24 protein-coding genes are annotated in these 23,230 nt (G+C 68.0%); 5 read left to right on the top strand and 19 right to left on the bottom strand.

Features of this window, described 5'->3' with window-relative positions; all coding sequences use genetic code 11:
* Positions 1-8: 8 nt before the first annotated feature.
* The 7 genes from ACFVM3_RS06465 to ACFVM3_RS06435 form a co-directional block, all read right to left on the bottom strand.
* Positions 9-1,760: an alpha/beta hydrolase gene (locus ACFVM3_RS06465; protein WP_378436179.1), complete on the bottom strand. Its 1,752-nt coding sequence runs from the start codon at positions 1,758-1,760 to the stop codon at positions 9-11.
* On the bottom strand, positions 1,760-2,080 hold the full coding sequence (locus ACFVM3_RS06460) for a DUF6317 family protein (protein ID WP_378436178.1): 321 nt from the start codon (positions 2,078-2,080) through the stop codon (positions 1,760-1,762). The genes ACFVM3_RS06465 and ACFVM3_RS06460 overlap by 1 nt, the downstream gene beginning before the upstream one ends.
* Before the next feature lie 136 nt (positions 2,081-2,216).
* A complete protein-coding gene (locus tag ACFVM3_RS06455; RefSeq protein ID WP_378436176.1) occupies positions 2,217-2,456 on the bottom strand; it encodes a hypothetical protein in 240 nt (79 codons plus the stop codon).
* Positions 2,453-2,782 (bottom strand): helix-turn-helix domain-containing protein, encoded by a 330-nt coding sequence (locus tag ACFVM3_RS06450; protein ID WP_378436174.1) that lies wholly within the window; start codon positions 2,780-2,782, stop codon positions 2,453-2,455. The genes ACFVM3_RS06455 and ACFVM3_RS06450 overlap by 4 nt, the downstream gene beginning before the upstream one ends.
* A 78-nt stretch (positions 2,783-2,860) precedes the next feature.
* On the bottom strand, positions 2,861-3,205 hold the full coding sequence (locus ACFVM3_RS06445) for a hypothetical protein (RefSeq protein ID WP_378436172.1): 345 nt from the start codon (positions 3,203-3,205) through the stop codon (positions 2,861-2,863).
* Complete coding sequence (locus ACFVM3_RS06440; protein WP_378436170.1) at positions 3,202-3,465, bottom strand: hypothetical protein; 264 nt, start codon at positions 3,463-3,465, stop codon at positions 3,202-3,204. The genes ACFVM3_RS06445 and ACFVM3_RS06440 overlap by 4 nt, the downstream gene beginning before the upstream one ends.
* 74 nt (positions 3,466-3,539) lie before the next feature.
* Entirely contained in the window at positions 3,540-4,727 is a 1,188-nt protein-coding gene (locus ACFVM3_RS06435) for a helix-turn-helix domain-containing protein (RefSeq protein WP_378436168.1), read from the bottom strand.
* Positions 4,728-4,836: 109 nt separating this feature from the next.
* On the opposite strand from ACFVM3_RS06435, the gene ACFVM3_RS06430 reads away from it, so the two are divergent.
* The 3 genes from ACFVM3_RS06430 (at position 4,837) to ACFVM3_RS06420 (ending at position 7,563) form a co-directional block, all read left to right on the top strand.
* Positions 4,837-5,031 (top strand): hypothetical protein, encoded by a 195-nt coding sequence (locus tag ACFVM3_RS06430; RefSeq protein ID WP_378436166.1) that lies wholly within the window; start codon positions 4,837-4,839, stop codon positions 5,029-5,031.
* A gap of 883 nt (positions 5,032-5,914) precedes the next feature.
* Complete coding sequence (locus ACFVM3_RS06425) at positions 5,915-6,883, top strand: replication-relaxation family protein (protein WP_378436164.1); 969 nt, start codon at positions 5,915-5,917, stop codon at positions 6,881-6,883.
* Complete coding sequence (locus ACFVM3_RS06420; RefSeq protein ID WP_378436162.1) at positions 6,880-7,563, top strand: hypothetical protein; 684 nt, start codon at positions 6,880-6,882, stop codon at positions 7,561-7,563. The genes ACFVM3_RS06425 and ACFVM3_RS06420 overlap by 4 nt, the downstream gene beginning before the upstream one ends.
* Before the next feature lie 140 nt (positions 7,564-7,703).
* On the opposite strand, the gene ACFVM3_RS06415 is transcribed toward ACFVM3_RS06420, so the two are convergent.
* From ACFVM3_RS06415 to aztB, 6 genes are all read right to left on the bottom strand, one after another.
* A complete protein-coding gene (locus ACFVM3_RS06415) occupies positions 7,704-7,979 on the bottom strand; it encodes a hypothetical protein (protein WP_378436161.1) in 276 nt (91 codons plus the stop codon).
* Positions 7,980-7,986: 7 nt separating this feature from the next.
* The gene (locus tag ACFVM3_RS06410; protein ID WP_378436159.1) at positions 7,987-9,264 is read right to left on the bottom strand and encodes a recombinase family protein; all 1,278 of its coding nucleotides are present in this window, start codon (positions 9,262-9,264) and stop codon (positions 7,987-7,989) included.
* A 471-nt stretch (positions 9,265-9,735) separates the two neighbouring features.
* Positions 9,736-10,908, bottom strand: coding sequence for a zinc metallochaperone AztD (gene aztD / locus ACFVM3_RS06405; RefSeq protein WP_378436157.1), 1,173 nt, complete (start codon positions 10,906-10,908; stop codon positions 9,736-9,738).
* A gap of 26 nt (positions 10,909-10,934) precedes the next feature.
* Positions 10,935-11,834: a zinc ABC transporter substrate-binding protein AztC gene (gene aztC / locus ACFVM3_RS06400; protein ID WP_378436155.1), complete on the bottom strand. Its 900-nt coding sequence runs from the start codon at positions 11,832-11,834 to the stop codon at positions 10,935-10,937.
* A complete protein-coding gene (locus ACFVM3_RS06395) occupies positions 11,831-13,027 on the bottom strand; it encodes a hypothetical protein (RefSeq protein WP_378436154.1) in 1,197 nt (398 codons plus the stop codon). Before ACFVM3_RS06395 ends, aztC begins: the two co-directional genes overlap by 4 nt.
* Positions 13,024-13,875: a zinc ABC transporter permease AztB gene (aztB, locus tag ACFVM3_RS06390; protein WP_378436152.1), complete on the bottom strand. Its 852-nt coding sequence runs from the start codon at positions 13,873-13,875 to the stop codon at positions 13,024-13,026. Before aztB ends, ACFVM3_RS06395 begins: the two co-directional genes overlap by 4 nt.
* A 47-nt stretch (positions 13,876-13,922) precedes the next feature.
* On the opposite strand from aztB, the gene aztA reads away from it, so the two are divergent.
* On the top strand, positions 13,923-14,660 hold the full coding sequence (gene aztA / locus ACFVM3_RS06385) for a zinc ABC transporter ATP-binding protein AztA (protein ID WP_378436150.1): 738 nt from the start codon (positions 13,923-13,925) through the stop codon (positions 14,658-14,660).
* A gap of 75 nt (positions 14,661-14,735) precedes the next feature.
* Here aztA and ACFVM3_RS06380 read toward each other — a convergent pair whose 3' ends face one another.
* The 6 genes from ACFVM3_RS06380 to ACFVM3_RS06355 are packed head-to-tail and all read right to left on the bottom strand — an operon-like array spanning position 14,736 to position 22,029.
* Positions 14,736-15,455: an alpha/beta fold hydrolase gene (locus tag ACFVM3_RS06380; protein WP_378436148.1), complete on the bottom strand. Its 720-nt coding sequence runs from the start codon at positions 15,453-15,455 to the stop codon at positions 14,736-14,738.
* Positions 15,452-16,723, bottom strand: a complete 1,272-nt coding sequence (locus tag ACFVM3_RS06375) for a transporter (protein WP_378436146.1) — start codon at positions 16,721-16,723, stop codon at positions 15,452-15,454. Before ACFVM3_RS06375 ends, ACFVM3_RS06380 begins: the two co-directional genes overlap by 4 nt.
* A gap of 2 nt (positions 16,724-16,725) precedes the next feature.
* Positions 16,726-17,238, bottom strand: a complete 513-nt coding sequence (locus ACFVM3_RS06370; protein WP_378436144.1) for a hypothetical protein — start codon at positions 17,236-17,238, stop codon at positions 16,726-16,728.
* Positions 17,235-19,373, bottom strand: coding sequence for a hydantoinase/oxoprolinase family protein (locus ACFVM3_RS06365; RefSeq protein ID WP_378436142.1), 2,139 nt, complete (start codon positions 19,371-19,373; stop codon positions 17,235-17,237). Before ACFVM3_RS06365 ends, ACFVM3_RS06370 begins: the two co-directional genes overlap by 4 nt.
* A gap of 23 nt (positions 19,374-19,396) precedes the next feature.
* A complete protein-coding gene (locus ACFVM3_RS06360; RefSeq protein WP_378436140.1) occupies positions 19,397-21,019 on the bottom strand; it encodes an FAD-dependent oxidoreductase in 1,623 nt (540 codons plus the stop codon).
* An 8-nt stretch (positions 21,020-21,027) separates the two neighbouring features.
* On the bottom strand, positions 21,028-22,029 hold the full coding sequence (locus ACFVM3_RS06355; protein WP_378436138.1) for a LacI family DNA-binding transcriptional regulator: 1,002 nt from the start codon (positions 22,027-22,029) through the stop codon (positions 21,028-21,030).
* Positions 22,030-22,223: 194 nt separating this feature from the next.
* Between ACFVM3_RS06355 and ACFVM3_RS06350 the strand changes: the two genes are divergently transcribed.
* Positions 22,224-23,222, top strand: a complete 999-nt coding sequence (locus ACFVM3_RS06350) for a hypothetical protein (RefSeq protein WP_378436136.1) — start codon at positions 22,224-22,226, stop codon at positions 23,220-23,222.
* Positions 23,223-23,230: the final 8 nt, after the last annotated feature.

Genomic DNA, 23,230 nt, shown 5'->3' with positions numbered 1-23,230 from the left:
TTTGAGCCTTAACCTCGGGCGGGGATTGCCAGTTCGGCGTGTCCGGATACGACGGCGGCGATGTTGTACTTGCTGGTGCTGTCGGTGCCGTCGGGCATGGTTTTGGTGTATTCGCTGTGTCCAGTTGATCCGGCGAGTGGTCGGCCGTCTGGTGTGACTGCCGCACCGGTCTGGAGCTGGTTCATTCCCGCCATGTCGCTGGGGTCTGTTCCGTAGCGGCCGCTGCTGAGTGAGCCGATGTCGGCGACGGCGTCGCCGTCGGCTTCGAGGTTGTAGGCGTGGCCTTCGGGTAGTTGCATCCGTCGGATCTCGGCCTCGCCGAGCGGTTGGCCTGCCGGGGTGTCGGAGATGCCGGGTGAGCCGAAGAACACGGCGTCGTCCACCCCTGTGTGGCTGTTGAGGGCGATTCCGGTAGTCAGTGAGCCGTAGGAGTGCCCGAGCGCGGTCAGGTGCGGGTCTACGGGGCGAGAGGCATTGATGCCCTGGTCGAACCGGGCGAGCTTGTCCGCACCGTCGCGGGCGGCGCTGCCGTCGATGATGTCGGGAATATCGGCCGGGTTGCTCGTGGTCGGCGGTTCATATCCGAGCCACGTCACCGTGGCCACCTGGCTGTTGTCGCCCTTGCTGTCCAAGATGTCTTCTGCGGCATCGCGCACCTTACGCATGTCTTCGACGTAGCCGTCCAGGTTGGTGCCGACCGATGAATTCATACCGGGCGTGAAGACCGCGACATGCTCGGCGGCATCGACATTGCCGTTGGCTACGGCGGCTTTGAGGCGGTCGCCGGTCAGGTCGAGCGACAGTAGCTGCCGATCGGGATTCGGCTTGCCGTCGGGTCCCTTCACCAGGCCGTCTACCTTGCCGAGGGCGGCCAACCGTTCGTCCAGCTTCTCAAGCTTCTCCAGGTACTTGTGAACGCTGGGCACATCCCTGTTGAGGTCGGGAGGTGCTGTCTTCATCAGTTGGGTGCGCTCGTCTTGGAGTGCCTGGCGCTCGTGTTCGAGCAAGGCGATATTTGCGCTGCTGCGGGCCCACGCCGCCACCCCGTCACGATTGCCGACCATCTCGGGGTGGTCCTTGATCAGACGTAGTCGCTGGTTCTGTGACAGAGCCGCCCACCATGCGGCGTTCGCCGATGGGCTCGCGTCGACCGGTGGGGGCGCGAGAATGGACAGTGACCCCATGGCGGCGCCGGAGTTTCCGGCGGCGGCGAGCGAGGTGTTTTCGTTGTCGTTCCCCGTGGCGTCGATGGCGTGCCCAGCGAGAATGCGGTCGAGTACCGCACAGAAATCGTCATCGATATCGACGGCTTGACGGAGAACCTGTTCGACCCGATCGCGAAGCTCGGCGGCAATCGTCCGCCGTTCGGCGGCGACCGCTTCTTTCTGCTCCTCGGGGGTGTCCGGCGGCGGACCATTGTCATTGACCGCGCCGTCGCCGCCGACGGTGAAATGGTGTGTGCGGGCGAGTCCTTCGACTTCGGTCACGGCGTTCCGCACGCCGGTGATCGCGTCGCCGACGTCGCCGGAACTGCGGCGCAACGAGGCGACCTCGGCGGCGTATTCCTCCAGACCGTCGATGATCTGATTGACCTCGGCGGCGGCCGCACTGGCGGCGTCACCGTGCCAGCCGTAAGGCGTGTTGATGTCGCGCAGGTCGTCGGAGCAAGCGATGACTTTGTTGTAGGCATTGTTGATCGCGGCGACCGCGTCGCGCAGCGGCGCGGGATCCCAGCGGGTGACCTCGTCCCAGGTGACCATCAGACCGCCTTCACCCCGCCGGTGGGCTGCGGCGCTGTGCTGAGGTCGCTGGCGGCGGCCGCGTCCTGGGTGCTGTAGCGGTCGGCAGCCGTGGTCATGGACGCGCCGTGCGTGTCGAGCCTGGTCTCGAATGACCGTTCACGGTCTTGCAGAGCCTGTTTCACCTCGGCCAGCTTGCCGACCGCGCGGGCACCCGGGATGCCCGCGTCACCGCCGGGCACGGTCGCCGAACAGGTCGCGCCCCGCAACCCGTCGGCGACCCTCCCAGCGGCCTTCCCCGACTGTCTGATCCCGTCGATGACCACCTGATATCCCGACATACGCCCTCCCTCGTAGTCTGCCGGTCACTCACAGACAACCTACGGGATCAGCGACCGGCCGTTCAACGGCGGCGGGTCACCGGCGGAACGTGATTTCCGCAGGTCGGGGGCGACTACCCAGGCGACATGAGTAGATCTACTCAGACTCGCCAGGTGCACGGGAGCGCTCGGGGGCGCTGTGCGGCAGCTCCGGCCGCATCCGGTCCGCGAGGTCTTCCAACCTGGCGGCCAGGGCTGCCGTGGCCCCTGGCGGAACGGTGCCGCTGTCGATCGCTGCCCGCAGCGTCGCAGCGGCCTCCGTGAGCGACCCGGCAGCCTCGGCCAGCCGCTCACGCGCGGCGGCCACCGACGCAGCGTCCCGTTGCCCGTCTGTCATGAAACACCACTCTCGCCAGAAACGATATCGTCAGAACCCTGAAAATCTTCATGAATTATGGTTTGCGATTCATTGATGCCATCGTCAGCGACAACTAGAACCCGAAGCGTATAGCCAAGGAAGCGTGCATACATTTGAAGCTCGCCGATATTACCGGCGTACGCGGGATTGTTCTCCCATCGCCAGACGGTTGACGGATGCACATCCAACTCGATTCCCACGTAGTTCAATGACCACTTCCGGGACTTCCTAATCCTGGACAGCTGATGCTGAACCCGGACAATCTCGTGCATTGCTTCCTTGTCTTCATTCGTATCAGCCAACATTGTGGCACCACACGTTTTCATGCTCGGGTTCCATTCTAGTTCGCTCGCAGGTTTGCGAGTATGAAATTACTGCGTGACTCAATTTTGTGTTCGCGGTGTGGCGCGGCTGCATTTTCGGGCGAGACGGCGCCATCCGGCCGGTGCGCGATGACGCGTCGGCCGCTGCCGATGTCGAACGGTGCGCGCAGCTGACCAGGCCCGCACGAATGCGCGACAGTCCTTGCAGGGGCGGCCGTTCGGCACGAGCATCGGCGCCGCCAGCACCACGTGACCGCACAAGGCCGCATACCGTCCACGGGAATCGTCCTTGCGCGCACGGAAGAATTCCTCGTCCGTGACCGCATGGTCCAGCCCGTCGTACTGGCTGCGATGCCAGCAGAAATACAGCCCGCCATGCCGCCCCGGCCGCGCTCCATTGATCACGGCCGCCACCCCGCGTCCCATGCCCGCAGCATTCGTGCTGCTTCCGCCCAGTCGGCTTCGGTCATCTCCGCGATCGTCGTGCCATGATGGCGGTTTTCGAGGTCGATTTCACCGGCGCAGCGACGACCCCGACTATCGAATCCGAGATCTGTCAGGCCGCTATGGCAATGCTTTTCGCTGTCGTACTGGGGATCCGACTTCCTGTCATCCTCATTCTCCCCGCCGATGTCCGGAGGTGTTCCACCTTCATGCGCAGTCACATGATCAGTTTCGAGCCGGACAAGATCCGAAACTTGCCACGGTGGCAAACACTCGAATGGGCTACACGTTCGTATTAGACGCGCAACCCTGACCGGTACGCCATGCCGCGAAGCTCGCGGCCAACAGCATCCTGTTTGGTGCCCTTGGCGACCAGTTCGGCGAGGATCGAGCGCATAAACGGGTGCCGGTGAATACGGGCAGGCGAGATTTTCTCCGCCCGGCGAAGCATCATCACAGCTTCGTCACGGCGTTTCGGGAATCTGGCGAGAGCGCGCCCGTACTCGCGATAATAGGCCGACCGCCGCGTTGGCGTGGGTAGCGCAGTCGGGTCGACCGTCTCAGCGATCTTTATGGCGTCCGCGTGTTCTCCGGCTTCCAGTGCCACCGACATGCGCCACACGCCTACGTTCGATGGTCCGAAGCCGAACCACAATGCGTTGTTGCCCTCGCCGACGTGAACCGCCAGATCGGCCGCATGGTCTAGCGCGGCTACGCGCTGCGTGTTGTCCTTCTGCGCAGCGGACACGAGCGAGGATGTGAGGCTGAGCATCCCGGACACCTGCATGTCCGCCGACGTCGCAGTACCAGGCGCGGCAGCTGCAAGCGTGCGGGCGGCCATGTCGAAGCCGCCAGCACCGATCAGTCCGAACGAGGTCCCGAAGGCTGACACCGCCCCATACAGCGGTTCGTCAAGCCGTTCGGCCGCACGTTGTGCAAGGCTGACGGCTTGCCATGCGAGGTCCATACTCGCGCCGATGTCACTAAGCCACGCTTGCGTGCCTTGCACGTGTGTTGTCACCAGCAGCCGGAGAACTTCCCGCTCGTCGCGCCGGGCATCCAAAGTGGCATGGAGGTCCCTGATCAGTTGTGGCAGCAGGGTCCCAACCAGGGCGTAGTCACACTCTCTTTGTTTAGTGAGAATGTCGGCAGCCCGGACCATCAAGGCCTCCCCGGGCAGCACTTCCCCACGCGGGTCGCCCATGCTGACGGCGAGCAATGCGAGCCGTACCTGGTTTAGCGAGTGGTCCTCCTCCAGTCCGCCCATGGTGATAGCGGGGGCAGCCCCGGTGATCTCGCTCGGCGCCACTTCGAGAGCGTTCGCCAAGGCGACAACTAGCGACCGGCGGTCAAGCGCCCGATCACCGGATTCGAGCCGGGACAAGTACGAAGGTGAAATACCAGCCAACCCGGAGATGACCGTTAACGACTTGCCTTGAGCTTTACGAAGCTCTCGTAGCCTGTTGCCGATCGGCGAGGACATTTCGCATCCCTCATTCGCGGAGTCGCACGCGGAGAACTACCAGACCAGCGTACCCCCGCTTCGTTGTCAGCCCGCACTGTCACCGTCATCATCGTGCCTCCATCAACCCATGCCGGAAGACGCGAACATGCACCAAGCATTGGTGCTTTCGGGTGACCTTGGCGTGCTCGGTGTCGAAAAAGGGCCCGAAAACCGGCTTCTTGCTGCGAAAGGAGGGGACGGCGTCCGCACTCACGGAAACGTGAAACAAGTTATTCGAGAACCCGTGCCGCAAAGACTCTGCTTTCTCGATCTTGCCCAGTGAACAAGGTGTCCGGCGGATGGTGCGGCGCTTGGTCGGCGTCGTAACTGTGCCGCCTCACTCGCTGAAACGGGGCGACTGACCCGCTGGCGACGCTGCTTGAGGCGCCCGGCTGGCGGGAGCCCAACCCGGGTGATCGTGCCGCGCTCGGTGTCCAAAAAAGGCCCAAAATCCGGCCTCTTGGTTCGAAAGGGCGCGGTAAGGCATCCCGCGTCGCCAAACGTGTCAGGCGGGTGGTTCGGCGCAGTTTCGGCGCTGTAACTCCGCTGCCCCACCCGCCGGGGCGGGGAACGGCTGATCCGCTGGTGAGGGCTTGTAGGGCGCCCAGATGGCGGGGAGCCCGACCCCGTCCCTCATTCGGGTAAAAGTTGAGAAGTTTGCCAATGCAATGTTCAAAAACAGTGTTTTTTTCGGAGTTAGGGGGTGCAAGGAGGTGATCACCGATTGGTCGTGTGAGCGGTAGAGACAACTGGATAGCTATTCGGTCTTGCTCGGTTCGTCGCGTGTTCGAAAGAGGTTGTTTCTCATGTCTGACAGGAAAACTACGCAGTCGCCACAAGCCGCAGTGCCGCCCGGCAGCGGTTCACGTGGTCTCGGTGGTGGCGGTGCGGATGGGTTGGCGGATGCTTCGGCATCGGCTCGGCGTTCTATGTCCGCCGCCCCAAGCTCCGGGGACGCTGGTCGCGTGTCCCCTGGTACAGCGTGGATTCGGCGGCCCGGTGAGGGAGGCCGAGTGAAGGGGTATGAGTCATCATCCACCCGGAAAAAGGTGGGGTCCGCGGGGTCGCCGGCTGCGGCCGCGGGACGGTCGCCGGCCAGGTCGGTCCGGCCTGGTGAACCCAACCCTGGGATCTGGTTCCGCCTGGTCGAGCGGGATCGTCGCCTGTTGTGGCTGCTGGCCGAACACCAGGTGCTGACCACGGGGCAGATCGCGTCAGTGGAGTTCTCGTCACGGCGCCGTGCGCAAGACCGTTTGGCGCGGTTGCGGTCGTTGGGTGTGCTGTTCGCGTTCCGTGACTCGTACATGTTCGGCGGGACCAGTGAGGCCCGCTACGCGCTCGGCTATATAGGGGCGCGGATGATCGCCGCCGCGCGGGCGGTAACCCCGCCGACCGCGAAAGCCCACATGCAACGGCTGGAACGGCTCGCGTTCTTACCGACCCTCACTCATCAGCTCGGGGTGAACGGGTTTTTCTGCGGGCTGGCCGCGCACTCGAACCCCACCGGCACCGATGACGGCGGGGCGGGGAGGCTGACGCAGTGGTGGCCGGAACGGCGCTCGGCGGAGTTCTTCTGGACCAACCAGGGAACCGACGGGGGCGAGGCGCGGGTGCGGCCGGACGGCTACGGCTGCTGGGAGTCCGGCGGCCGCGCGGTGCGGTTCTTCCTCGAATACGACACCGGTACCGAGTCGCTGCGGGTGCTGGCCCGCAAGATCGCCGCCTACAGCGCGTTCTACACCGATCGGTTCGGGGTGCTGCTGTTCTCCCTGCACTCCGCGCGGCGGGAACAGGCGTTCCGGGCCGGGCTGGTGAAATTCCTCGGTGGACACGATCCGGGCGTGGTGATCGCGACGACCGCGCGGGACCTGCCGGGCGCCGATGATCCGGCGGGAGAGGTGTGGACGTTGTGGTCCGGCCGTGACCATGGTCCGGTCACCCGGCTCACGTTGGCGAACCTGCCCGAACGGGGTCCACGGGTGAGCCACCACGCCCCGGAACTCCCGTACGGGGAAGCGGCGTTCCAGCCGGGCGACAAGGCGATCATGCCGCTACTCACCGCCGCGCCCGCACCACCGCGCGAACCGGCGTGGTGGGACTCCCCGTCCGGCCTCACTCCCCGGAGGTCTGCGTGAACAACCAAGCCACCACCGAGCAGGAAGACGGGTTGTCGGTGGCGCGGCTGGCTGAACTGGCAGCCGCGTGCGCCGTCCCGGACGGCGGGTTCACGGTCGACCCCGTCACGGGTGTCACGCCGCGTACGGGGTTCGCGGTGTCGGTGCACCCGCAGTACGAACACGTCACCGACGCACCCGTGACCCCCGATGAGCTCGCCGCCTACCTCACCCGCCACGCACCCATCCTGCATGTGGAGGGAAGGGCGTTCGGCGGCTGGCACAACCCCGACACCGGACGCGTGTACCTCGATGTGTCCATTGTGGTGCCCACCCTGGCCGAAGCACTCGACCACGGACGCGCCGCCCGCCAACTGTCCGTCTACGACCTCGCGGCCGGGGCATGCATCGACGTGCCCGCCGAACCTGTCACCGCAACCCCTGGAAAGGAGACGCCAGCCGAACTCACACCGCCGATACCCGCACCACGCGCCGAGAGGACACCGCCACCATGCCCACCCGGCAACCGCACCCACGCCGCCCGCACCGCCACCTCAAGGCCACCGAAGCAGACACCCGCAGGAAGGAAACGTACACCGAAGAACAAGCCCGACTCGACGCCGAAGCGGTCGACCGGTGGGCCGCGAAAGTCGCCGACCTCCCGCCGCTCACCGAAGAACGGATCACCTCACTCGCGGTGATCCTTAACCGCATCGACAAACGCCGCCGCGCCGCCAACGCTGAGAGGAACGACGAAGGCCGCCGCGCGGCCTGACACACCGACGACCCGAGGACACCCGCCCCCGTTTCCGGGGTGGTGTGGCCTCGGGTCGTTGCTCTATCAGGCCGCGTGCTGGCCGCGCGTACGGCGCTTGGGCTTGTGCGGGTCGATCCGCACCCGCTTGGGGTCGAACTGCCGTTTCCCGTTCTTGGCGGCGGGGTCGAGATACAGGGTGTCACCGCTGAGTGCGTCGGTGAGCATCGCGCGGCGTTCGTCGAACTCGGCCGCGTCCCACTGCGCCGCCGCGTCCTCACTGCTCATCGCCTCGGTAGGACCGTCCGGGTTCCCGCCGGTCAGTTCGTGCCGCTCGGCTTCCAGCCGTGCGTGTGTAGCCATGAGGGGTTCATTGGCCGCGTCGTAGGCGTCCTCGGTCATTTCCCGGGCCGAGTTTCGCCGCGATCGATGTCAGCAAGCGTTCACACTCGCCGAGTTCGGTGTGGATCTCGGCCAACCGTTCGGAGACACGCGCACGCGCGGCCCGGATCGCTGCCGCGTGCTTAGCGTCCGACAAACGCGAAATCACCAGCCCGCGCAATTCACGATCCACCCGCCGCATATCGGCGCCGACCTTGCCGCACCCGCCCGAACTCTTCGAGCACCCGTACTGCCGTCGCCGCTCACCGTCTGGGTAGTTCCCCGAATGCGGGCGCCCGCTCACACCTCGCCCGCACAGCGGGCACCGCAAGATCCCCGACCCCACGTAGATCCCGCTCGGATGCTGGCCCTGCGTCCGCCCCGCACACAACGCGCGCAGCTTCGTGAACGTCTCCGGTTTCACGATCGGCTCACCCGGCATCGTGCCCACCACCACGCCGTCATGCTCGATCAGACCAGCGTTAATCGGCCTGAGCAGTACCTCACCGACCTGGCGCGGCAGCCACGTCTTACCCGTGATCGTGAGCAGTCCCGCCGCGTTCCACTCATCCGCGATCGTGGACTGAAACACCCCCGCCAACACCGCGTTCGTGGCGTCCCTCAACGCCCTGCGTTCCCGTTCCACCAACTCCGCCGGAACCGGCTTACGGGTGTCCTTCCCGTCCTCGTCCAACCACTGTTCACGCGGCACGGTCCGATCCAGACCGGGGAACCCGAACCGGCGCCCCTGGTGATGCGGAATACCGCGCTTGCGCAGCACCTCGAACCGCCGCGAGATCCGCTGGGACGCCTCATCGGAGTTGCGCTGGTTGTGCGCGACCTCCTGCCGTAGCTGGTAGCGGTCGTTGTAGTCGGTGAGGTCGTAGCGGCCGTGTGAGGACGCCACCGTGTACGAGTCATAGCCCGTGCTCTCGATCAGCTTGAACAGGTCCTCAAGATCCTGCGACTGCCGCCAACCCCGGTCGGTGTTCCACAACACCACCCCGTCCGACGCCCGCGCCGCGACCCGTTTCATGATCCGTTCCCAGCCCGGACGATGCACCTTCGGACTCCACGCGGACAGCTTCGGGTCCGAGATCTCCTCACCCAGCACACCGCCCAACCGGTCGATCACATCCCGGTTGTCGGCGTGCTGGGTCTCGCACTTCTCCAGCTTCCCCGCCTGATTCCGCGACAGGCGCGCATACGAGTCCAAGACCGGCTGACGCCCGCCCTGACCTGCACTAACCTGATGACTGAATCCCATGTGATCCACAGTAGGTACATAAGACAGGTTCAGCTAGAACCCGAATCGCCACTCACGACCACCCCGACCGACGCCTTCTGGCGCCTTGGTCGCTTGAAGTACGTGAAGGGACCCTTGCTTGCGTCTAGCGCAGTGAAGGGGTCCTTCACGCACTTGGGACGAGGCCTTCGCGCGCCATCGTGGTGACCGGTTGGGCTACTGGGGCCATGGGCGCGTGTTCCGACTCCGTGAAGGACTCCTTGAGGGACCCAGAGTCCCTCAAGGAGTCCTTCACGGACCGCGGCGATCAGCTGCGGCGAAGCCAGTAGGTTCCTAGGCCACTCTTTGCTCTAACCGTCCTCACCGCTCACGAGGCGCTGTACCGAACTGCTCATACGGGCATGTTGCGAAAGCCACTTTCGCAACCTCCAAGGTTGCGAAAGTGGCTTTCACCGCATCGGGAACGGCGCCTGGTGACAGTGCGCCAGGAGATCAGTGTCCGAGGACGCCGCTGACCTCGTTCGGCGTTCCCGGGATCGTCCCGGTCGCGGTCTTCGTGCCGGTCGCGAGGTCCACGGAGTGGATCTCCTTCTTGCCGGGATCGGTGACGTAGGCGGTTCCGCCCCGGACGAAGATCGCCGGGCGCGGCTGCTGCCACTCGATCGGCTCCTGCCAGGTACCGAGGACGGCGATCTTCCGCGTCACCGCACCGCTCACCGGGTCGATCACGTGGATCTGACCGTCGGTGCCCAGCACCAGGGCCTCGCCCTGCGGTCCGCGGGCCAGCGACCGGAAGGTGTAGCTGGTCCCGATGTCGACGTGCTTGAGCGTGGCCTTCTCGGTGTCGATCAGGGAGATCCTGGTCGGGCGCTCGAGCTCGGCCGCTTCGTCGACCTTGTAGTCGCCCAAGGTGATCGGGGAGACGTCCGAGCCCGCCTGGTTGCCGATGCGCCCGTACGGGTCCGGGCTGGTCACCTTGGTGATGACGCCGTTGCGGTAGATCAGCGCACCGGTCTGGCAACCGACCACGACCGCTTCGCCGCGTGCGGCGGCTTCACCGTGCACGCCGGGGCACTGCTCGTTGCGCGCGATCTCCTTCTTGTCCTTGTCCAGCACCACGATCCCGGAGCGCTTGTCCTCGTTGCCGACGGTGGTGAGCAGTTCGCCGTTCGCGAGTTCGACGGCCACGCCGTGATGCGCCTCGGGCGTCTTGTGCTTCGGCGCGGGGAGCGCCGCGGTGCCGATCGTCTTCGGGTCGAAGACGGTCACTTCACCGGTCCCGTCGGCGAACAGCACCGTCTTGCCGGCGTGCCGGACGACGTGTCCCGGCTTGGCCGCCTTGACCTCGTTGTCCGTGAGCACGGCACCGACGGCGTCGAGGACCCGGAATCCCGTGGAGGTCGAGACAAGGAGATGCCGGTCGTTCCCGGCGGGGTTGAGCCGGTTGAAGCCTTCCAGCGGAAGGTTCTTCGCCTCCTTCAAGGTCTTCCCGTCGAGCAGGACGATTCCGCCGTCGTAGGTGACGGCCACCGGATCGGCGACGACCGGTGCCGGAGCCGCGTCCTTCGCGGGCTCCGCCGCCGGCTGTTCGGTCCCGCAGGCGGCGAGCGCGAGCGTGCTCGCCGTCGTCGCCATCAGCGCGAGATATCGGGCTTTCCGTGCCATTTTCCTGTGCCTTTCGTCTGTTCCGGTCAGGAACGGGTCAAACCGGTGGTGATCGATTCGGTGTTGGCGCGCATCATTTCGAGATAGGTGGCCGCGCCCTGGCCTGGTTCACTGAGCGATTCCGAGAACAACGGGGCCACCTGGACGTGCAGCCCGGCCTGCTCGGCCAAGACCCGCGCGAGCCGGTCCGGTTGAGAGGAATCAGCGAAGATCACCGGCACTCCCGCCGCGCGAACGGTGTCGGCAAGTGCCTTCAGGTCCGAGGAACTCGGTGAAGCGAGTGTGGTTCCGCCGGGGATCACGGCGCCGACGACCTGGAATCCGAACCGCTGGGCCAGGTACCCGAACACGTGGTGGTTCGTGACCAGTTTCCGGCGTTCCGGCGGAATACCACCGAACTTCTCCGCCATCATCTTGTCGAGTGCCTCGATCTCCCCGCGATAGCGTTCGGCGTTGGCGCGGATCACCGTTTCGTCGACCCCGTCGACATGGGCGACGACCTCGTCGGCGATCGCCTTCACCGCGTCGCGCACCCGTGCCGGATCCGTCCAGAAATGGGGATCGGGCTTGTTGTCGGCGTAACTGATCGGGTTCACCCGCTCCCCGGCCGGCAACGCCGGTACGCCGCTTTCCTCGGCCGTGCGGACAGTGCGCAGGATCCCCTCTTCGAGCCCGAGTCCGTTGTAGACGATCAGACCGGCACGCTCGACCTGGGCCGCCTGCTGCGCGGAGATGCCGAAGGAATGCGGGTCGGCGTTCGGCTTCATCAGCACCGTCACGTCGGCCTGATCGCCGACGACGGCTCGAGTGATGTCCCCGAGGATGTTCGTCGTGACGACGACCGACTTGCCGCCTCCGCCGGTCCCGGAGCAGCCTGCCGCCGCCAGCAGCGCCACCACGAACAGGGCGAGTACCCGGCGCCTCATCGGCCGGTCTCCACGATGTGGCCCGCCTTGCCGCCGACCTTCAGGGTCCTGGCGCGGCGCAGGTTGTCGTTGTAGTCGATCTCGTACACCTCGGCCGAGAGCGGGTTGTTGACGTAGGCGCGCGTCGAATCGACCTGGATCGACGGAACGCCCGCGGCGGTCGCTTCCGGTGCCAGGAGCGGGATGGCCGTCTGTTCCTTGCCCGCGCCGTCGAAGGAGCGCAGCTTCCCGTCCCTGGCGAGGACCAGCAGCGGGCCGCCCTCGCCGACGGCGTTCACCGCGGCGACCGGGCCGGTCTCGACGTACTGCCAGCTACGGCGCCCGACGTCCAGCGACCACACCGCGGACTCCCCCGCCCGCGCCGCGACCGTGGAGCCACCGGGCCGGTGGAAGAAGGCGGTGGCGCGTTCCTGCGCGGTGACACTGCGCGGGTACGGGATCTTCACTCCGGCGAAGGCGCCGTCCTTTTCGGTCACCAGCAAGGCGCCGTCAGCGCAGCCGAACACGACTCCGCGCCTGGTCACGGCCTGGCCCTGCAGCTCCGGGCACGGCTGGTCGATCTCCGCCACGGCTTTGCCCTGGCGGTCGTGGACGCGCACTCCGCGGGCGAGCGGCTTTCCGGCGTCCGCCACCGTGGCGATGATGTGCTCGCGGTAAGGGATCGCGACACCGGCGTGCGGCTCGCGCGTGATCTTCCCCAGTTCGGCCACGGAGCCCTTGTCGAGCGCGGCTCGATCCAGCAACGTCGCCGTACCGTCCGAATAGGACAGTGCGGCGACGACGGGGTCGCTGTAGGCCGCCAAGGGCTCTTTGCCGGGCGCCACGCCGACATCCCGGACCTTCGCCCGGTAGTAGTGGACGTGGTCACCGTGGTCGACCATCCACGAGCCGCTGTCGATCACCCGGATCGAGCCGTCGCGTGCGGTCAGGTAACCGAATCGGCCGTCGCCCGTCACGGCTCGCACTCCGTCGACCCGCCCGGCCTCGTGCACCTCCTCGGTGATCAGGTCGACGACGCGAACGGCGCCGGTGTCCGTCTCGGCGACGATCAGCCGTGACTGTGCTTCGGCCGCCTCCTCGGCACCTTCGACATAGCCGTGCGGGACTTCCGCGGTCACCTCCTTCGGCTGCTCCGAGCCGCACGCCGCCAGGGTCAGCGCCGCGACGACCGCCGTCACTGCTTTCAGTCTCATCGTGAGCTCTCGATCTCCGGTGTCAGGGAACGGAATCGCTGTCGTGCGAAGGACAGGAACGCGGAAAGGAAGAACAGGAGGACCGCGCCGGCGGCGATGGTCGCGCCCGCCGCGGTGCCCCAATGCCAGGACACGAGCAGGCCGCCGACCGTGGCGGCGATGCCGAGCGACGCCGCGATGAGCATGATCGTGGTGATCCGCCGCGACCAGAACAGCGCCGCCGCGGCGGGGGCGATGAGCAGCCCGAACACCAGCAACGTCCCCACGACGCGGAACGACGCGACGATCGTCAGCGTCACCAGTCCGAGCAGCACCGCGTTCGCCAGGCGGGGACGCAGTCCGAGTGTGTGCGCCTTGCGGACGTCGAAGGTGAGCGCGGTGAACGAACGATGTCCCGCCAGTGCCACCGCCCCCACGACGAGAAGGGTGATCGCGAGGCCGACCAGGTCACCCGATCCGACGGCGAGCACGTCGCCGAACAGGAAACCGGTGAGGTCGACCGCGAACGACCGCGAGTGGGACACGATGATCACGCCGCTCGCGAGCATGCCGACGAACAGCAACCCGATCGTGGTGTCCTCGGACAGCCGCCGCGAACGGCCGAGCGCTGTCACGCCTAGCGCCATCACCCCGGCGCTGATCGCCGCGCCGATCAGCAGGTTCACGCCGGTCAGCGAGGCGATCGCCACCCCGGGCAACATGCCGTGCGACATCGCGTCGCCGATGAAGGCCATCCCGCGCAACACCACCCAGGTGCCCACGACGGCGCACACCGCCGACACGAGCACTCCCGCCACCAGCGCACGCTGCACGAACGACACCTCGAAGGGGATCAGCAACCACTCCACGCGTCACACTATAGTGGTAATGATTGTCATTATCTGGAAGAGGTGCGATGACCCCGGACACAGCGGCCCTCACGATCGACCGCGCGCACGCCCACTACGGCTCTCGCGAGGTGCTGCGCGGGATCACCGCCCAGGTACCGTCCGCGCGACTCACCGCCATCGCCGGCGCGAACGGCGCGGGGAAGTCGTCGCTGCTGAACCTCGTCGCGGGTGTGCTCCCGGCGACCACCGGTTCGGTGACCCGGCGAGACTCGGGGCGGGTCGCCTACGTGACCCAGCAGAGCGAGGTGTCGCGGTCGCTGCCGATCACGGTCCGCGCCACCGTCACGATGGGGCGCTGGGCGCACCGCGGCCACTGGCGGCGGCTGACCAAGACGGACCGGAAGATCGTCGGAGAATGCCTGGAACTACTGGAAATCACCTCGATCGCGGACCGGTTGATCGGCACGCTGTCCGGTGGGCAACGCCAACGGGCACTGGTGGCGCAGGGGTTGGCCCAGCAAGCCGGATTGCTGCTGCTCGACGAGCCGTCGGCCGGTCTCGACCTGCACGCCCGCGGCCTGATCGACGAAGCCCTGCGCGCCACCCTCGCCGAAGGCACGACGGTCGTGCGCGTCACGCACGACCTCGAGGTCGCGGGCCGGGCCGATCATTGTCTGCTGCTGCAGGACGGCCGTCTTGTCGGTGAAGGCGAGCCGGCGTCGGTGCTGACCCCGGAACAAGTGGCGGAGGCCTGGGGTCTTCCGACCCCCCTTCGGTCACCCGATCGCGCCGATTCTCGCTAGGTTTGCGCGCTTGCGAAGTCGCGTCGGCCTCGAACTCCCGCCCGAACTGCTCGGAGAGCATGGGCGACTGTGCGCTCAGCCTGCCTTACCCCGCGAAAGCCACCGCACGGTGACCTCCAGCGCCTCCTCCGCGGAGTCCCCGAAGCCGTGTCCCGCGCCGGCAAGTGAGTGCCACTCCGTCCCGGGCCGCGCGAGGGCGGTTTCCCGCGCGATGTCGTGAGAGACGTGCTCATCCCCCGAACCGTGGACGACGAGCGCGGGCATCCCGGACGCCAGGAAGGCGCCCCTCGGGTCAAGGCGGGCGAACTCCTCGAACAGCGCCGCGCCCAGCTCGAACCGGCCTTCGATATCCAGAAACCCGTTCTCCGCCAAACAAGTCCGGTCCGAGTACAACGTGATCCCTCTGGGCAGCTCCGGCTCCAGGAAGGTCCGCCGCAGGTCGAGCACCGGCTGCCAGAGCACAACCCTCCGCACAGGCAGCGACGCCAGCGACAGTGCCGTGCTGACGGCACCGAAGCTCGACGCCACCACCGAAACAGGCCCGTCCACCGCGGCGCGCAGGTCCAGGAGTTCGCCCGCGATGGTCATGTCCCTCGGCCGTCCGTCACTACGGCCGTGCCCGCGGAAGGAGAACCTCAGCACCGAGAATCCCGCCGCGGTGAGTCTCGACGCCAGCTCGGTGAACAGCCCGTTCTCGTCGAGATCCGCCGTGATGCCGTGGACGAGCACGACCGTCTCCGGGCCGCCGTCGTGCCGGACGCTGTCGAGCCGGAGCCCGTCGGACGTCGTGATCACAGGTACAGCACCGCCGTGAGCACCATGCCGCCCAAACCGACCAGCCAGGTGTACGGCAGCGTCGAGACCATCGCGCGTTCGGGGCGCACCCCGGCGTACTGCGACGCCCACACGGTCTGGGTGCTCGTGGGATCGGAGACGCTGAACACCTGGTTGTAGGACGCCATGAGCCCGACGACGGCCGGAAGCGGGTAGATGCCGCCGGTGACCAGCACACCCGCGACACCGGCGCCGAGCCCGAACACGTTGAGCGGGCCGCGGAACAGGCACAGCGGGACGAGCGCCGCGAAGACCACGACGAACCACACCGCGCCGGACGGGCTGATCGCCGCCACGATCGGCGTCAGCGCGCCCTTCGCACCGGGGAGCTTCACGGCGGCCAGCAGCATCCCGATCGCGACGAACAACACGATCGGCGGCGCCGCGACGTCGAACGCCTTGTACAGCGAGCGCAGGCCACGTCCGCTGAGCTCGCCCCATTTCGTCGTCGTCACCAGCGCGTAGATCACCCCGGCCAGCAGGGACGGCACGATCGGCACGGCGAACCCGAGGGCGAGGACGATCGGCAACAGCGGCGAAAGCAGCGCGTACCAAGGCGCGTCGCCGCGGCGGACGCGGGCCTTCGGCCGGTCCAGCTTCACCGCCCACGTGTGCCGGGCACCGCGCCGCGTCTGGATGAGCACGTAGGCGATGCCCACGACGAGCGCGAGCGGGAACAGCTTGATCATGATCGACTTCACGTCGGAGACCGGCGAGCCCAGCGCGTCGGACAGGAACTGCCACACGGCCAGTTCCAGCGGTGCTCCCGCCGAGATGCCCATCAGTACCGTGCCACCCGCGGCGACCGGGCTGACGCCCACGGCGATCATCGCGGGGATGCCGACGACGCCGGCGAGCATGGCCGCCGGAGCCGAGCCGGTGATGCTGCCGCACAGGATCGACACGGCGAACACGCCGAGCGCGACGACCGACGGCCGTTCCCCGCCGAACTCGACGATCTTGCGCACGAGGGTGCCGGCGATGCCGGTCTCGTCCATCAGCGTGCCGAGCCAGGAGCCGAGCAGGACGGCGATCATCGTGGACGCCAGCGTCGCCGAGCCGGTCTGGAGCACACCGGTCAGGATGCTGTCCTTCGCGCCCGTCAGCGGCGCTCCGGCGAGGACGGCGATCCCGAGCGCGAGCAGCACCAGCGCGAACGCCGTGGGCAGCACGCGGGTGAGCATGAGCACGACGCCCACCGCCATCAGGACAAGAATCGCGATTCCCATGGTCAGTTCCCTCCCGCGAGCGCGGTGGTGATGAGCAGCGGGCTGACGGCCAGACCGCTGCGGTGGTGGGCGAAGCGATGCGCGGCTATCTCCTCCGCGCCGGCGACGTGGCCGCGCAGGCGCAGCGGTCCGAGCCGGAACGCGGTATGCCCGAGCCGCCGGTTCAGCTCGCGCACGTCGAGCCGGTGGTGCGCGAGTTCGTGTGCCACCGCGGCCCGGCGCAAGGTTTCCCGGGTGACCGGCCATCCGCGCGCTCGTGCCAGTTTTTCGACCTGCTGCAAGGCGTCGGTGTACAAGATGACAGAGCCGCGCTGATGCTCGGCGATCAACAGCTCACCGTCGCTGACGCCGCCTTCGCGCTCCACGACCTGGATCTCGCCGGAATCGCTGCCGTCTGCCAACTCGTCGCCGTACGCCAGCGCGATCTCCGCCCAGGTGCGCAGTTGCCCGTCGGAACGGTTCTCGTGGGTGGGCGTCGCCCGCAGCAGGCCGACCGCCAGCTCGACGTCGTTCATCGGCGGTCCTGGAGAATCACGACGACCGGCTCGTCACTCGCGCGGGTCTTCAGCTCGGCTCCGGCGAGTGCGAGCAACTGGTCGCGGTCGAGCACGCCGGACAGGTCCGCGATCTTGGGCCCCACCAGCAACCACACCGCCGGAGCGCGGGAACCGCCGTCGCCGTAGCGGGTGTGCTGATCGGCGAGCGTGGCCAGCCGCGCTTGGGCGGCACCGGCGTCGGAGGTCTCGACGACGGCCCCGGCACCGTGCAACCGGATCACGCCTTCACCGTCGACGACCCGGACGTGCTGGACCGGTTTCGTGAACCGGCCGAACACTCCTCGCCGCCGGGCCGGCGCGGCGAACACACGGTGGTGTGCCGTGTTCGCGACGCGCGTCAACCGATCGGGGCCGACACCGATGCTGCGCGCGACGGCGGTTCCGACCGCCTCGTCGTCCACTGTGGACGAACGGTCCTTGGTGCGGAGCTCGGTCGCGCCGGTGGCCACCGCGCGCACCAGGTTGCGCTGCGGGTCGACCGTGACGTCGACCTCGACACCCGCCGGGTCGGCGCCCTGCGCGACGACGGCTGACTCGGCCTCGGTCCGCACGGCGAGGATGTCGGCGTTGGTGGGGCTGGGCACGATCCGCTCGACCGACTCCCGGACCAGTGCCAGCGCCGCGCCGAGCGGGCTGATCACTTCGGCGTGGGCGGCGATCCGCCAGTCGTGCCCGGAATCCTCGCCGAGGAACGGGGTGACCGCGGCCGCCCCGCCTCCGCCGCCGACCAGGGTCGGCCGGTCCAGCCGGTATTCCCGGATCAGCTCGTCGACGATCGCGCGCACCGGCTTGACCGCCTGGCGCAACACCGTCCGCGCGGCTTCTTCGGCCGAAACGCCCATCGCCGCGGCGAGCGGCGCCAGCGCCAGGCGCGCGGATTCCGCCTCCGAACGCGCGTAGGAATCGGCGGGCACGACGCCGAGCGCGTTGGCTGCACACGTCAGAGTGAGCGCGTACCGCTTGCCGTCGGCCGCGTCCAAGGCGACGTAATCGCTCGGATCGTCCGGCCGCGGGGAGACGGTGACCAGTTTCGCCCCCTCCAGCGCCGACGCGGGCGCGAAACACGCGTACGGCAGGCCCGCGATATGCGCGCTGCGTGGCCCGACGTCGGTCACGGCACGTCCGGAAAACCGGATCAGGGAACCGCCGCCGACGCCGATCGTGCGCACGTCGAGGGCGGGCAGGTACGTCTCGTGCCCGCCGAGATGGGCGTGCCGCACGAGCACCCGCCCGCGGCGGACCACGCTGATGTCGGTGGACGTGCCGCCGGTTTCGAGGAACAGCCCTTCGCTGAGCTTCTCCCCCATCAACGCTCCGGCGACTCCCGCGGCGGGCCCGGACAGCGCCGTCAGCAGCGGCCGCCGTCGCATCTCCGGCAACGACATGACGCCGCCGTCACCGCGCACCACCATCAACGGCGCGGTCACACCCGCCCGCCGCACACTCGACTCGACCAGATCGGCGGTCGACACCATGCGCGGCATGATCCCCGCGTTCAGCACCGCGGTGCGGGCCCGCTTCGTGAGGCCGTACAGGCCGGTGATCTCGTGCGTGGCCGTGGCGAGCACGTCCCGCTCCCGCGCGGCGGCCGCCACCGCCCGCTCCCCCTCGGGATCGTCCACACTGAACGGTTCGACGGCGACGATCACTTCCGCTCCCCGGCGGACCAGATCCTCGACGGCTTCGCCCGCGCCGGAGAGCTCACGCACGGGCGCGAACCGCACCGGGAGTTTCCGCCCCGGCGCCAGCTCCATTTTCGCGAAGGCCCCGAGCCGCCGCGTGGCGAAAGCGTCGAAACCAGTGCCCACCCCGGCGATCCCGACCGTCGCCACGTCGCCTTCCAGCAGTGCGTTGGTCGCCTGAGTGGTGCCGTGCGCGAGGAACGAGACGTCCTCCGCGCCGATGCCGATGTCGGCGCGGAGCTTTTCCAGTGCCTCGAGAATCCCGTGCGCGACGCCGTCTTCGTGGTCGTGGCTGGTCGGGACCTTGACCTGGCCGAGCAGGGCGAACGTGCGGGCGTCGACGGCGACCGCGTCGGTGAACGTGCCACCGACGTCGATGCCGACGCGTACCGGAGTGGGTTGGGACGTCATCGTCCACCTCCTGGGGGAATGGGTCAGTAACCGCGGACCTCTGGCCAGCGCCGCTCGACGCCGGCGCGGTCCAGCAGCCGGGCGAACTCCTCGAACCGCGCCGGGTCCTCGCGGACGGCGTGCGGCTCGCCGCCTCCGCGCACCGCGAATCCGGCGAGGTGACCGGCGACCTCGCCGACGTTCCACTCCACGGGGTGCAGCCGGTGACAGCCGTTGGTGATGTGGGTCGTGCCGATGTTCTTGCCCGCCGGCAGCAGGTTCCGCATCCGCTGGGGCAGCAGCGCGCCGAGGGGCAGCTCGAACGGGACGCTCGGGACGTCGACGTAGGTGTCGCCCGCCGTCGAGGGATGCAGATCGATCCGGTAGCTGCCGACGCCGACGGAGTCTTCGCGGCGCTTGCGCCCGGTCGGCCCGAGCACGTCGAGCGAAACGTCCTGTTCGACGATCGTCGTGACGGCCCGGATCCGCCGTGCTTCGCGCACATAGGCGGATTTGGCCAGCCCGTCGTCCGTGTCGACGACGTCCCGGCGCAGCTTCAGGCCGGGGAAGCCGGTGCCGCCGTCGAGCCGCGGCGCCTCCGTCTGCAACCAGTACAGCACCGACAACGAGAGCTGTTTGGCCTCGTGATGGGCCAGCGCGACGTCTTCGGCCGTGCTCACGCCGTCGATCTCCACGGCGGGCCGCAGCCAGTAGTCGTTGAGTGGCCAGTTCACCAGCGTGATGTCGGAGTCGAAGGCGCCCGGCCGGTGCAGCTTGCGCGCGAGGATCCGGCGGAAGCCCCACAGTTCCTTGTCCCCGGCGTCTGCGCTCTGGTCCGCGCTCACCGCCAGCGGATCGGTGTCCGGGTTCGGATCGAAGGTGCGGCCGACCGGCGCGAGCGAACGCGGATCCGGCGCGAGGAAACCGAGCAGCGGGCCGGGCCAGAAGTCCGGCTGGTACTCGCGCCAGAAGCCGTACAGCTCCGGCCGGTCGATCGTGTGGTCCTCACCCGCGTGATGCGACAGCGCGAAGCAGTAGGTGATCCCCTGGAGGTTGCCGGGGTCCGCGTGCTCGGGGGCGTGTGGTTCGCCGTGGTCGGACTGGGCCTCGGCGCCGATCGCGAATTCGGTGCCGGTCAACGGCAGGAGATCACCATTCTCGGTCGCGTCGAGCACGTACTGGGCACGCACGGTGGTGTGCTCGCCGCCGGGGCCTTCGAAGGTGACTGCGTCGACCCGGTCACCGCTCACCTCCGCCGCGACCGGCCGGTGACGAAGCAGCACGGTGAGCCGTCCAGCGGCCCGATGCGGCGCCAGCATGGCCTCCAGCACGGCGAGCGCCACACGCGGCTCGTGACACAGCTTGCTCACCCGGCCCGCGCCCGGGTTGAGGTCGGTCAGCGCCGCCGCTTCGGCGCGCAGCGGGTAGTTCCGCCGGTAGTAGTCACGCACACCCTCACGGAAGGCGCGATACGTCGCCGTGCCACCGAAGCGCTCGATCCACGGGTTCTCGTCCGGAGGAACCGCCTGTGCGGTGAACTGACCGCCGAGCCAGTCGGTTTCCTCGGTCAGCACGACGTGATGCCCCGCCGAGGCCGCGGCGAGCGCGGCGGCGACGCCGCCCACCCCGCCGCCCGCGACGAGGATCTCGGTGCCGAGTTCTTTCATGTTCCGTCCTATCGGGATCGTGGTGGGCCGACCTGCGCGCCGTCCACCTGTGGGCACCGCAGCAGCTGCTGCGACGCGGTCGTCTTTTCGGTCACGAGGTCGACCAGCAGCCGCACCGCGCGTCTGCCCATCTCCCGCATGGGGACCTCGAAACCGCTCACCCCGGGCGGGCCGCCGAGCACCGCGAGCGAGAGATCGTCCGGAGTGGACAGTCCGGCGGTGTCGACGGCGCGCCGGACCGCGCGGTACGCCGTACCGGTGTCGGTTCCCTCCACCACCACGGCGGTGACGCCGTCGGCGATCCAGCCCCGCACGGTCGTCGCGGTGACCTCCGTGCCCTGCAACCGGACGACGCCGGTCCGCGGGGCCGCCCGAAGCACACCGCGCTGCCGGTCTTCCGACGACGGTGCCTCGTCCACCTCGCGCACATACCGGATTTCGCGGTGACCGAGATCGAGCAGGCGCCGCAGCACCAGCGCGGACGCCGTCACGTAATCGGCGCCGACGTAAGGGATCCGGCCGCCGAGCTCCGGGCGCCGTCCGATGTAGACCAACGGGAAACCGTCGTCGACGAGCCGGGACACCGGGCCTTCCGGGACGTGCCTGCCGAAGAACAGGCAGCCGTCGGCCAGCCGGGTGCGGCGGATCGCCGCCTCCTGCCGGGCGCCCGGCCCGCTGGTACCGGTGAACAGGATGAGGTCCTGGCCGAGTTTGGCCGCCTGTTCCTCCACCCCGGACAGGATCGGGTGATAGGTGTCCGCCTCGTCGGTCGGGAAGGCGCTGCGGAAGGTGTAGAGGCCGAGCAGATTCGATCGCGACCGTGCGAGCCGGGTCGCGACCGGATGCGGCACGTAACCGAGGTCCTGCGCCACTTCCATCACCCGCTGCCGGGTCGACTCGGCCATCCGCACGGAGCGGTTTCCGCCCAGCACCACGGAGACGGTCGCCTGCGACACCCCGGCGATGCGGGCGATGTCCGCCTGCCGCGGCGGACGGCGTCCTGCTGCCATTCCGGCTCCTCGATGTGGGCTAATGCGGTTTAGCCGAGCATCTGTGCAGGATTCCGCGAAATCAAGGAAACCGGCCCATCCTGTCCGGTACCTCCGCTGAGCAGGACTAATACGTATTAGCTGCTTGACGGTGCCCACGTGCTGTCCGAATGGTTGGACGAAGCACGTCAACGCCGACGAAAGGGAGTGTCCGCATGACCGAGCTGTCCCGACGCGCGGCTCTGCGCGGAGCCGCCGGAGTAGGCCTCGGCCTCGCCGCGATACCCGTCCTGGGTGCCGGGTCCGCGTCCGCCGCACCGGCCGGATTCCCGGAGTACCGGTTCCTGCGCACCGCGTTCGACAAGAGCAAACTGAAGTACAACCCGACCGGCGAACTGATCTTCCCGTGCATCCGCGGTGTCGCGGGCCGGGTCGCGAACCCGTTGGGCCGCTACTACCTGTACTACGCGCCGCACGACGCTCCCGGCGGCATCTGTCTCTCCTATGCCGACAGCCTCGAAGGCCCCTTCACCGAGTACGCGAACAACCCGATCGTCACAAGGACCTGGAAACCGCACTACGACGTCTCGCACGTCTCGTCGTCGCACGTGCTGTGGAACGAGGACGCGCGCGAACTGTGGCTGTACTTCCACGGCGAGAACACCACGACCCGGCTCGCCCGGTCCAAGGACGGGATCCACTTCACCTACGACAAGGTCGTGCTCTCCACCTCGATGCTGCCCGCCGGCACCACCGAGACCTCCTACGCGCGGGTGTTCCGGCACAGCCTGCCGTCACGCGGCGCGAAGTACGTGATGGTCTTCATGGTCAACGACAGGAGCAACCATCGCGCGATCGGCTGGGGCTGGTCCGCCGACGGACGGAACTGGACGTTCTCGCAGACCCCGCTGATCCGCCCCGAAGAGGTCGGTGCAAGCAACATCGCCGCCCCGACCGTCGTCCGGCGCGGCACGTCGACGTACGTGATCTACCACGAGAACATCGAAGCCGGCGGCAACATGCTCATCACCGAGGTCGGCAACGACTTCAGCAAGCGCAAACACCTCGGCGTCTTCCACGCCCCGATGCCGGGCGCACCGGACAACGGGCGTTGCGCGGCGCCGTCCTTCGGGACCATGGACGGCAAGGAGTACATGTTCTACGAGGCCGGGGCTCGCCTGGAGGGCTCGATCGCGATCGCCCGCGCGGTCTGACTTTCACC

The sequence above is a fragment of the Amycolatopsis sp. NPDC057786 genome (assembly GCF_042797905.1).
Lineage (GTDB): Bacteria > Actinomycetota > Actinomycetes > Mycobacteriales > Pseudonocardiaceae > Amycolatopsis.
Note: the sequence above shows the minus strand (reverse complement) of the source record. Positions and strands in the feature narration are given on the sequence as shown.

Bases quoted from the DNA above. Each gene is read 5' to 3' on its own strand.
- ACFVM3_RS06430 (WP_378436166.1), top strand. From the start codon at position 4,837: ATGCCGGAAGACGCGAACATGCACCAAGCATTGGTGCTTTCGGGTGAC.
- aztD (WP_378436157.1), bottom strand. From the start codon at position 10,908: ATGGCACGGAAAGCCCGATATCTCGCGCTGATGGCGACGACGGCGAGC.
- ACFVM3_RS06350 (WP_378436136.1), top strand. From the start codon at position 22,224: ATGACCGAGCTGTCCCGACGCGCGGCTCTGCGCGGAGCCGCCGGAGTA.
- aztC (WP_378436155.1), bottom strand. From the start codon at position 11,834: ATGAGGCGCCGGGTACTCGCCCTGTTCGTGGTGGCGCTGCTGGCGGCG.
- ACFVM3_RS06365 (WP_378436142.1), bottom strand. From the start codon at position 19,373: ATGACGTCCCAACCCACTCCGGTACGCGTCGGCATCGACGTCGGTGGC.
- ACFVM3_RS06455 (WP_378436176.1), bottom strand. From the start codon at position 2,456: ATGACAGACGGGCAACGGGACGCTGCGTCGGTGGCCGCCGCGCGTGAG.
- ACFVM3_RS06395 (WP_378436154.1), bottom strand. From the start codon at position 13,027: ATGAGACTGAAAGCAGTGACGGCGGTCGTCGCGGCGCTGACCCTGGCG.
- ACFVM3_RS06410 (WP_378436159.1), bottom strand. From the start codon at position 9,264: ATGGGATTCAGTCATCAGGTTAGTGCAGGTCAGGGCGGGCGTCAGCCG.
- ACFVM3_RS06360 (WP_378436140.1), bottom strand. From the start codon at position 21,019: ATGAAAGAACTCGGCACCGAGATCCTCGTCGCGGGCGGCGGGGTGGGC.
- aztA (WP_378436150.1), top strand. From the start codon at position 13,923: ATGACCCCGGACACAGCGGCCCTCACGATCGACCGCGCGCACGCCCAC.
- ACFVM3_RS06370 (WP_378436144.1), bottom strand. From the start codon at position 17,238: ATGAACGACGTCGAGCTGGCGGTCGGCCTGCTGCGGGCGACGCCCACC.
- ACFVM3_RS06435 (WP_378436168.1), bottom strand. From the start codon at position 4,727: ATGTCCTCGCCGATCGGCAACAGGCTACGAGAGCTTCGTAAAGCTCAA.
- ACFVM3_RS06465 (WP_378436179.1), bottom strand. From the start codon at position 1,760: ATGGTCACCTGGGACGAGGTCACCCGCTGGGATCCCGCGCCGCTGCGC.
- ACFVM3_RS06375 (WP_378436146.1), bottom strand. From the start codon at position 16,723: ATGGGAATCGCGATTCTTGTCCTGATGGCGGTGGGCGTCGTGCTCATG.
- ACFVM3_RS06355 (WP_378436138.1), bottom strand. From the start codon at position 22,029: ATGGCAGCAGGACGCCGTCCGCCGCGGCAGGCGGACATCGCCCGCATC.
- ACFVM3_RS06450 (WP_378436174.1), bottom strand. From the start codon at position 2,782: ATGTTGGCTGATACGAATGAAGACAAGGAAGCAATGCACGAGATTGTC.
- ACFVM3_RS06460 (WP_378436178.1), bottom strand. From the start codon at position 2,080: ATGTCGGGATATCAGGTGGTCATCGACGGGATCAGACAGTCGGGGAAG.
- ACFVM3_RS06415 (WP_378436161.1), bottom strand. From the start codon at position 7,979: ATGGCTACACACGCACGGCTGGAAGCCGAGCGGCACGAACTGACCGGC.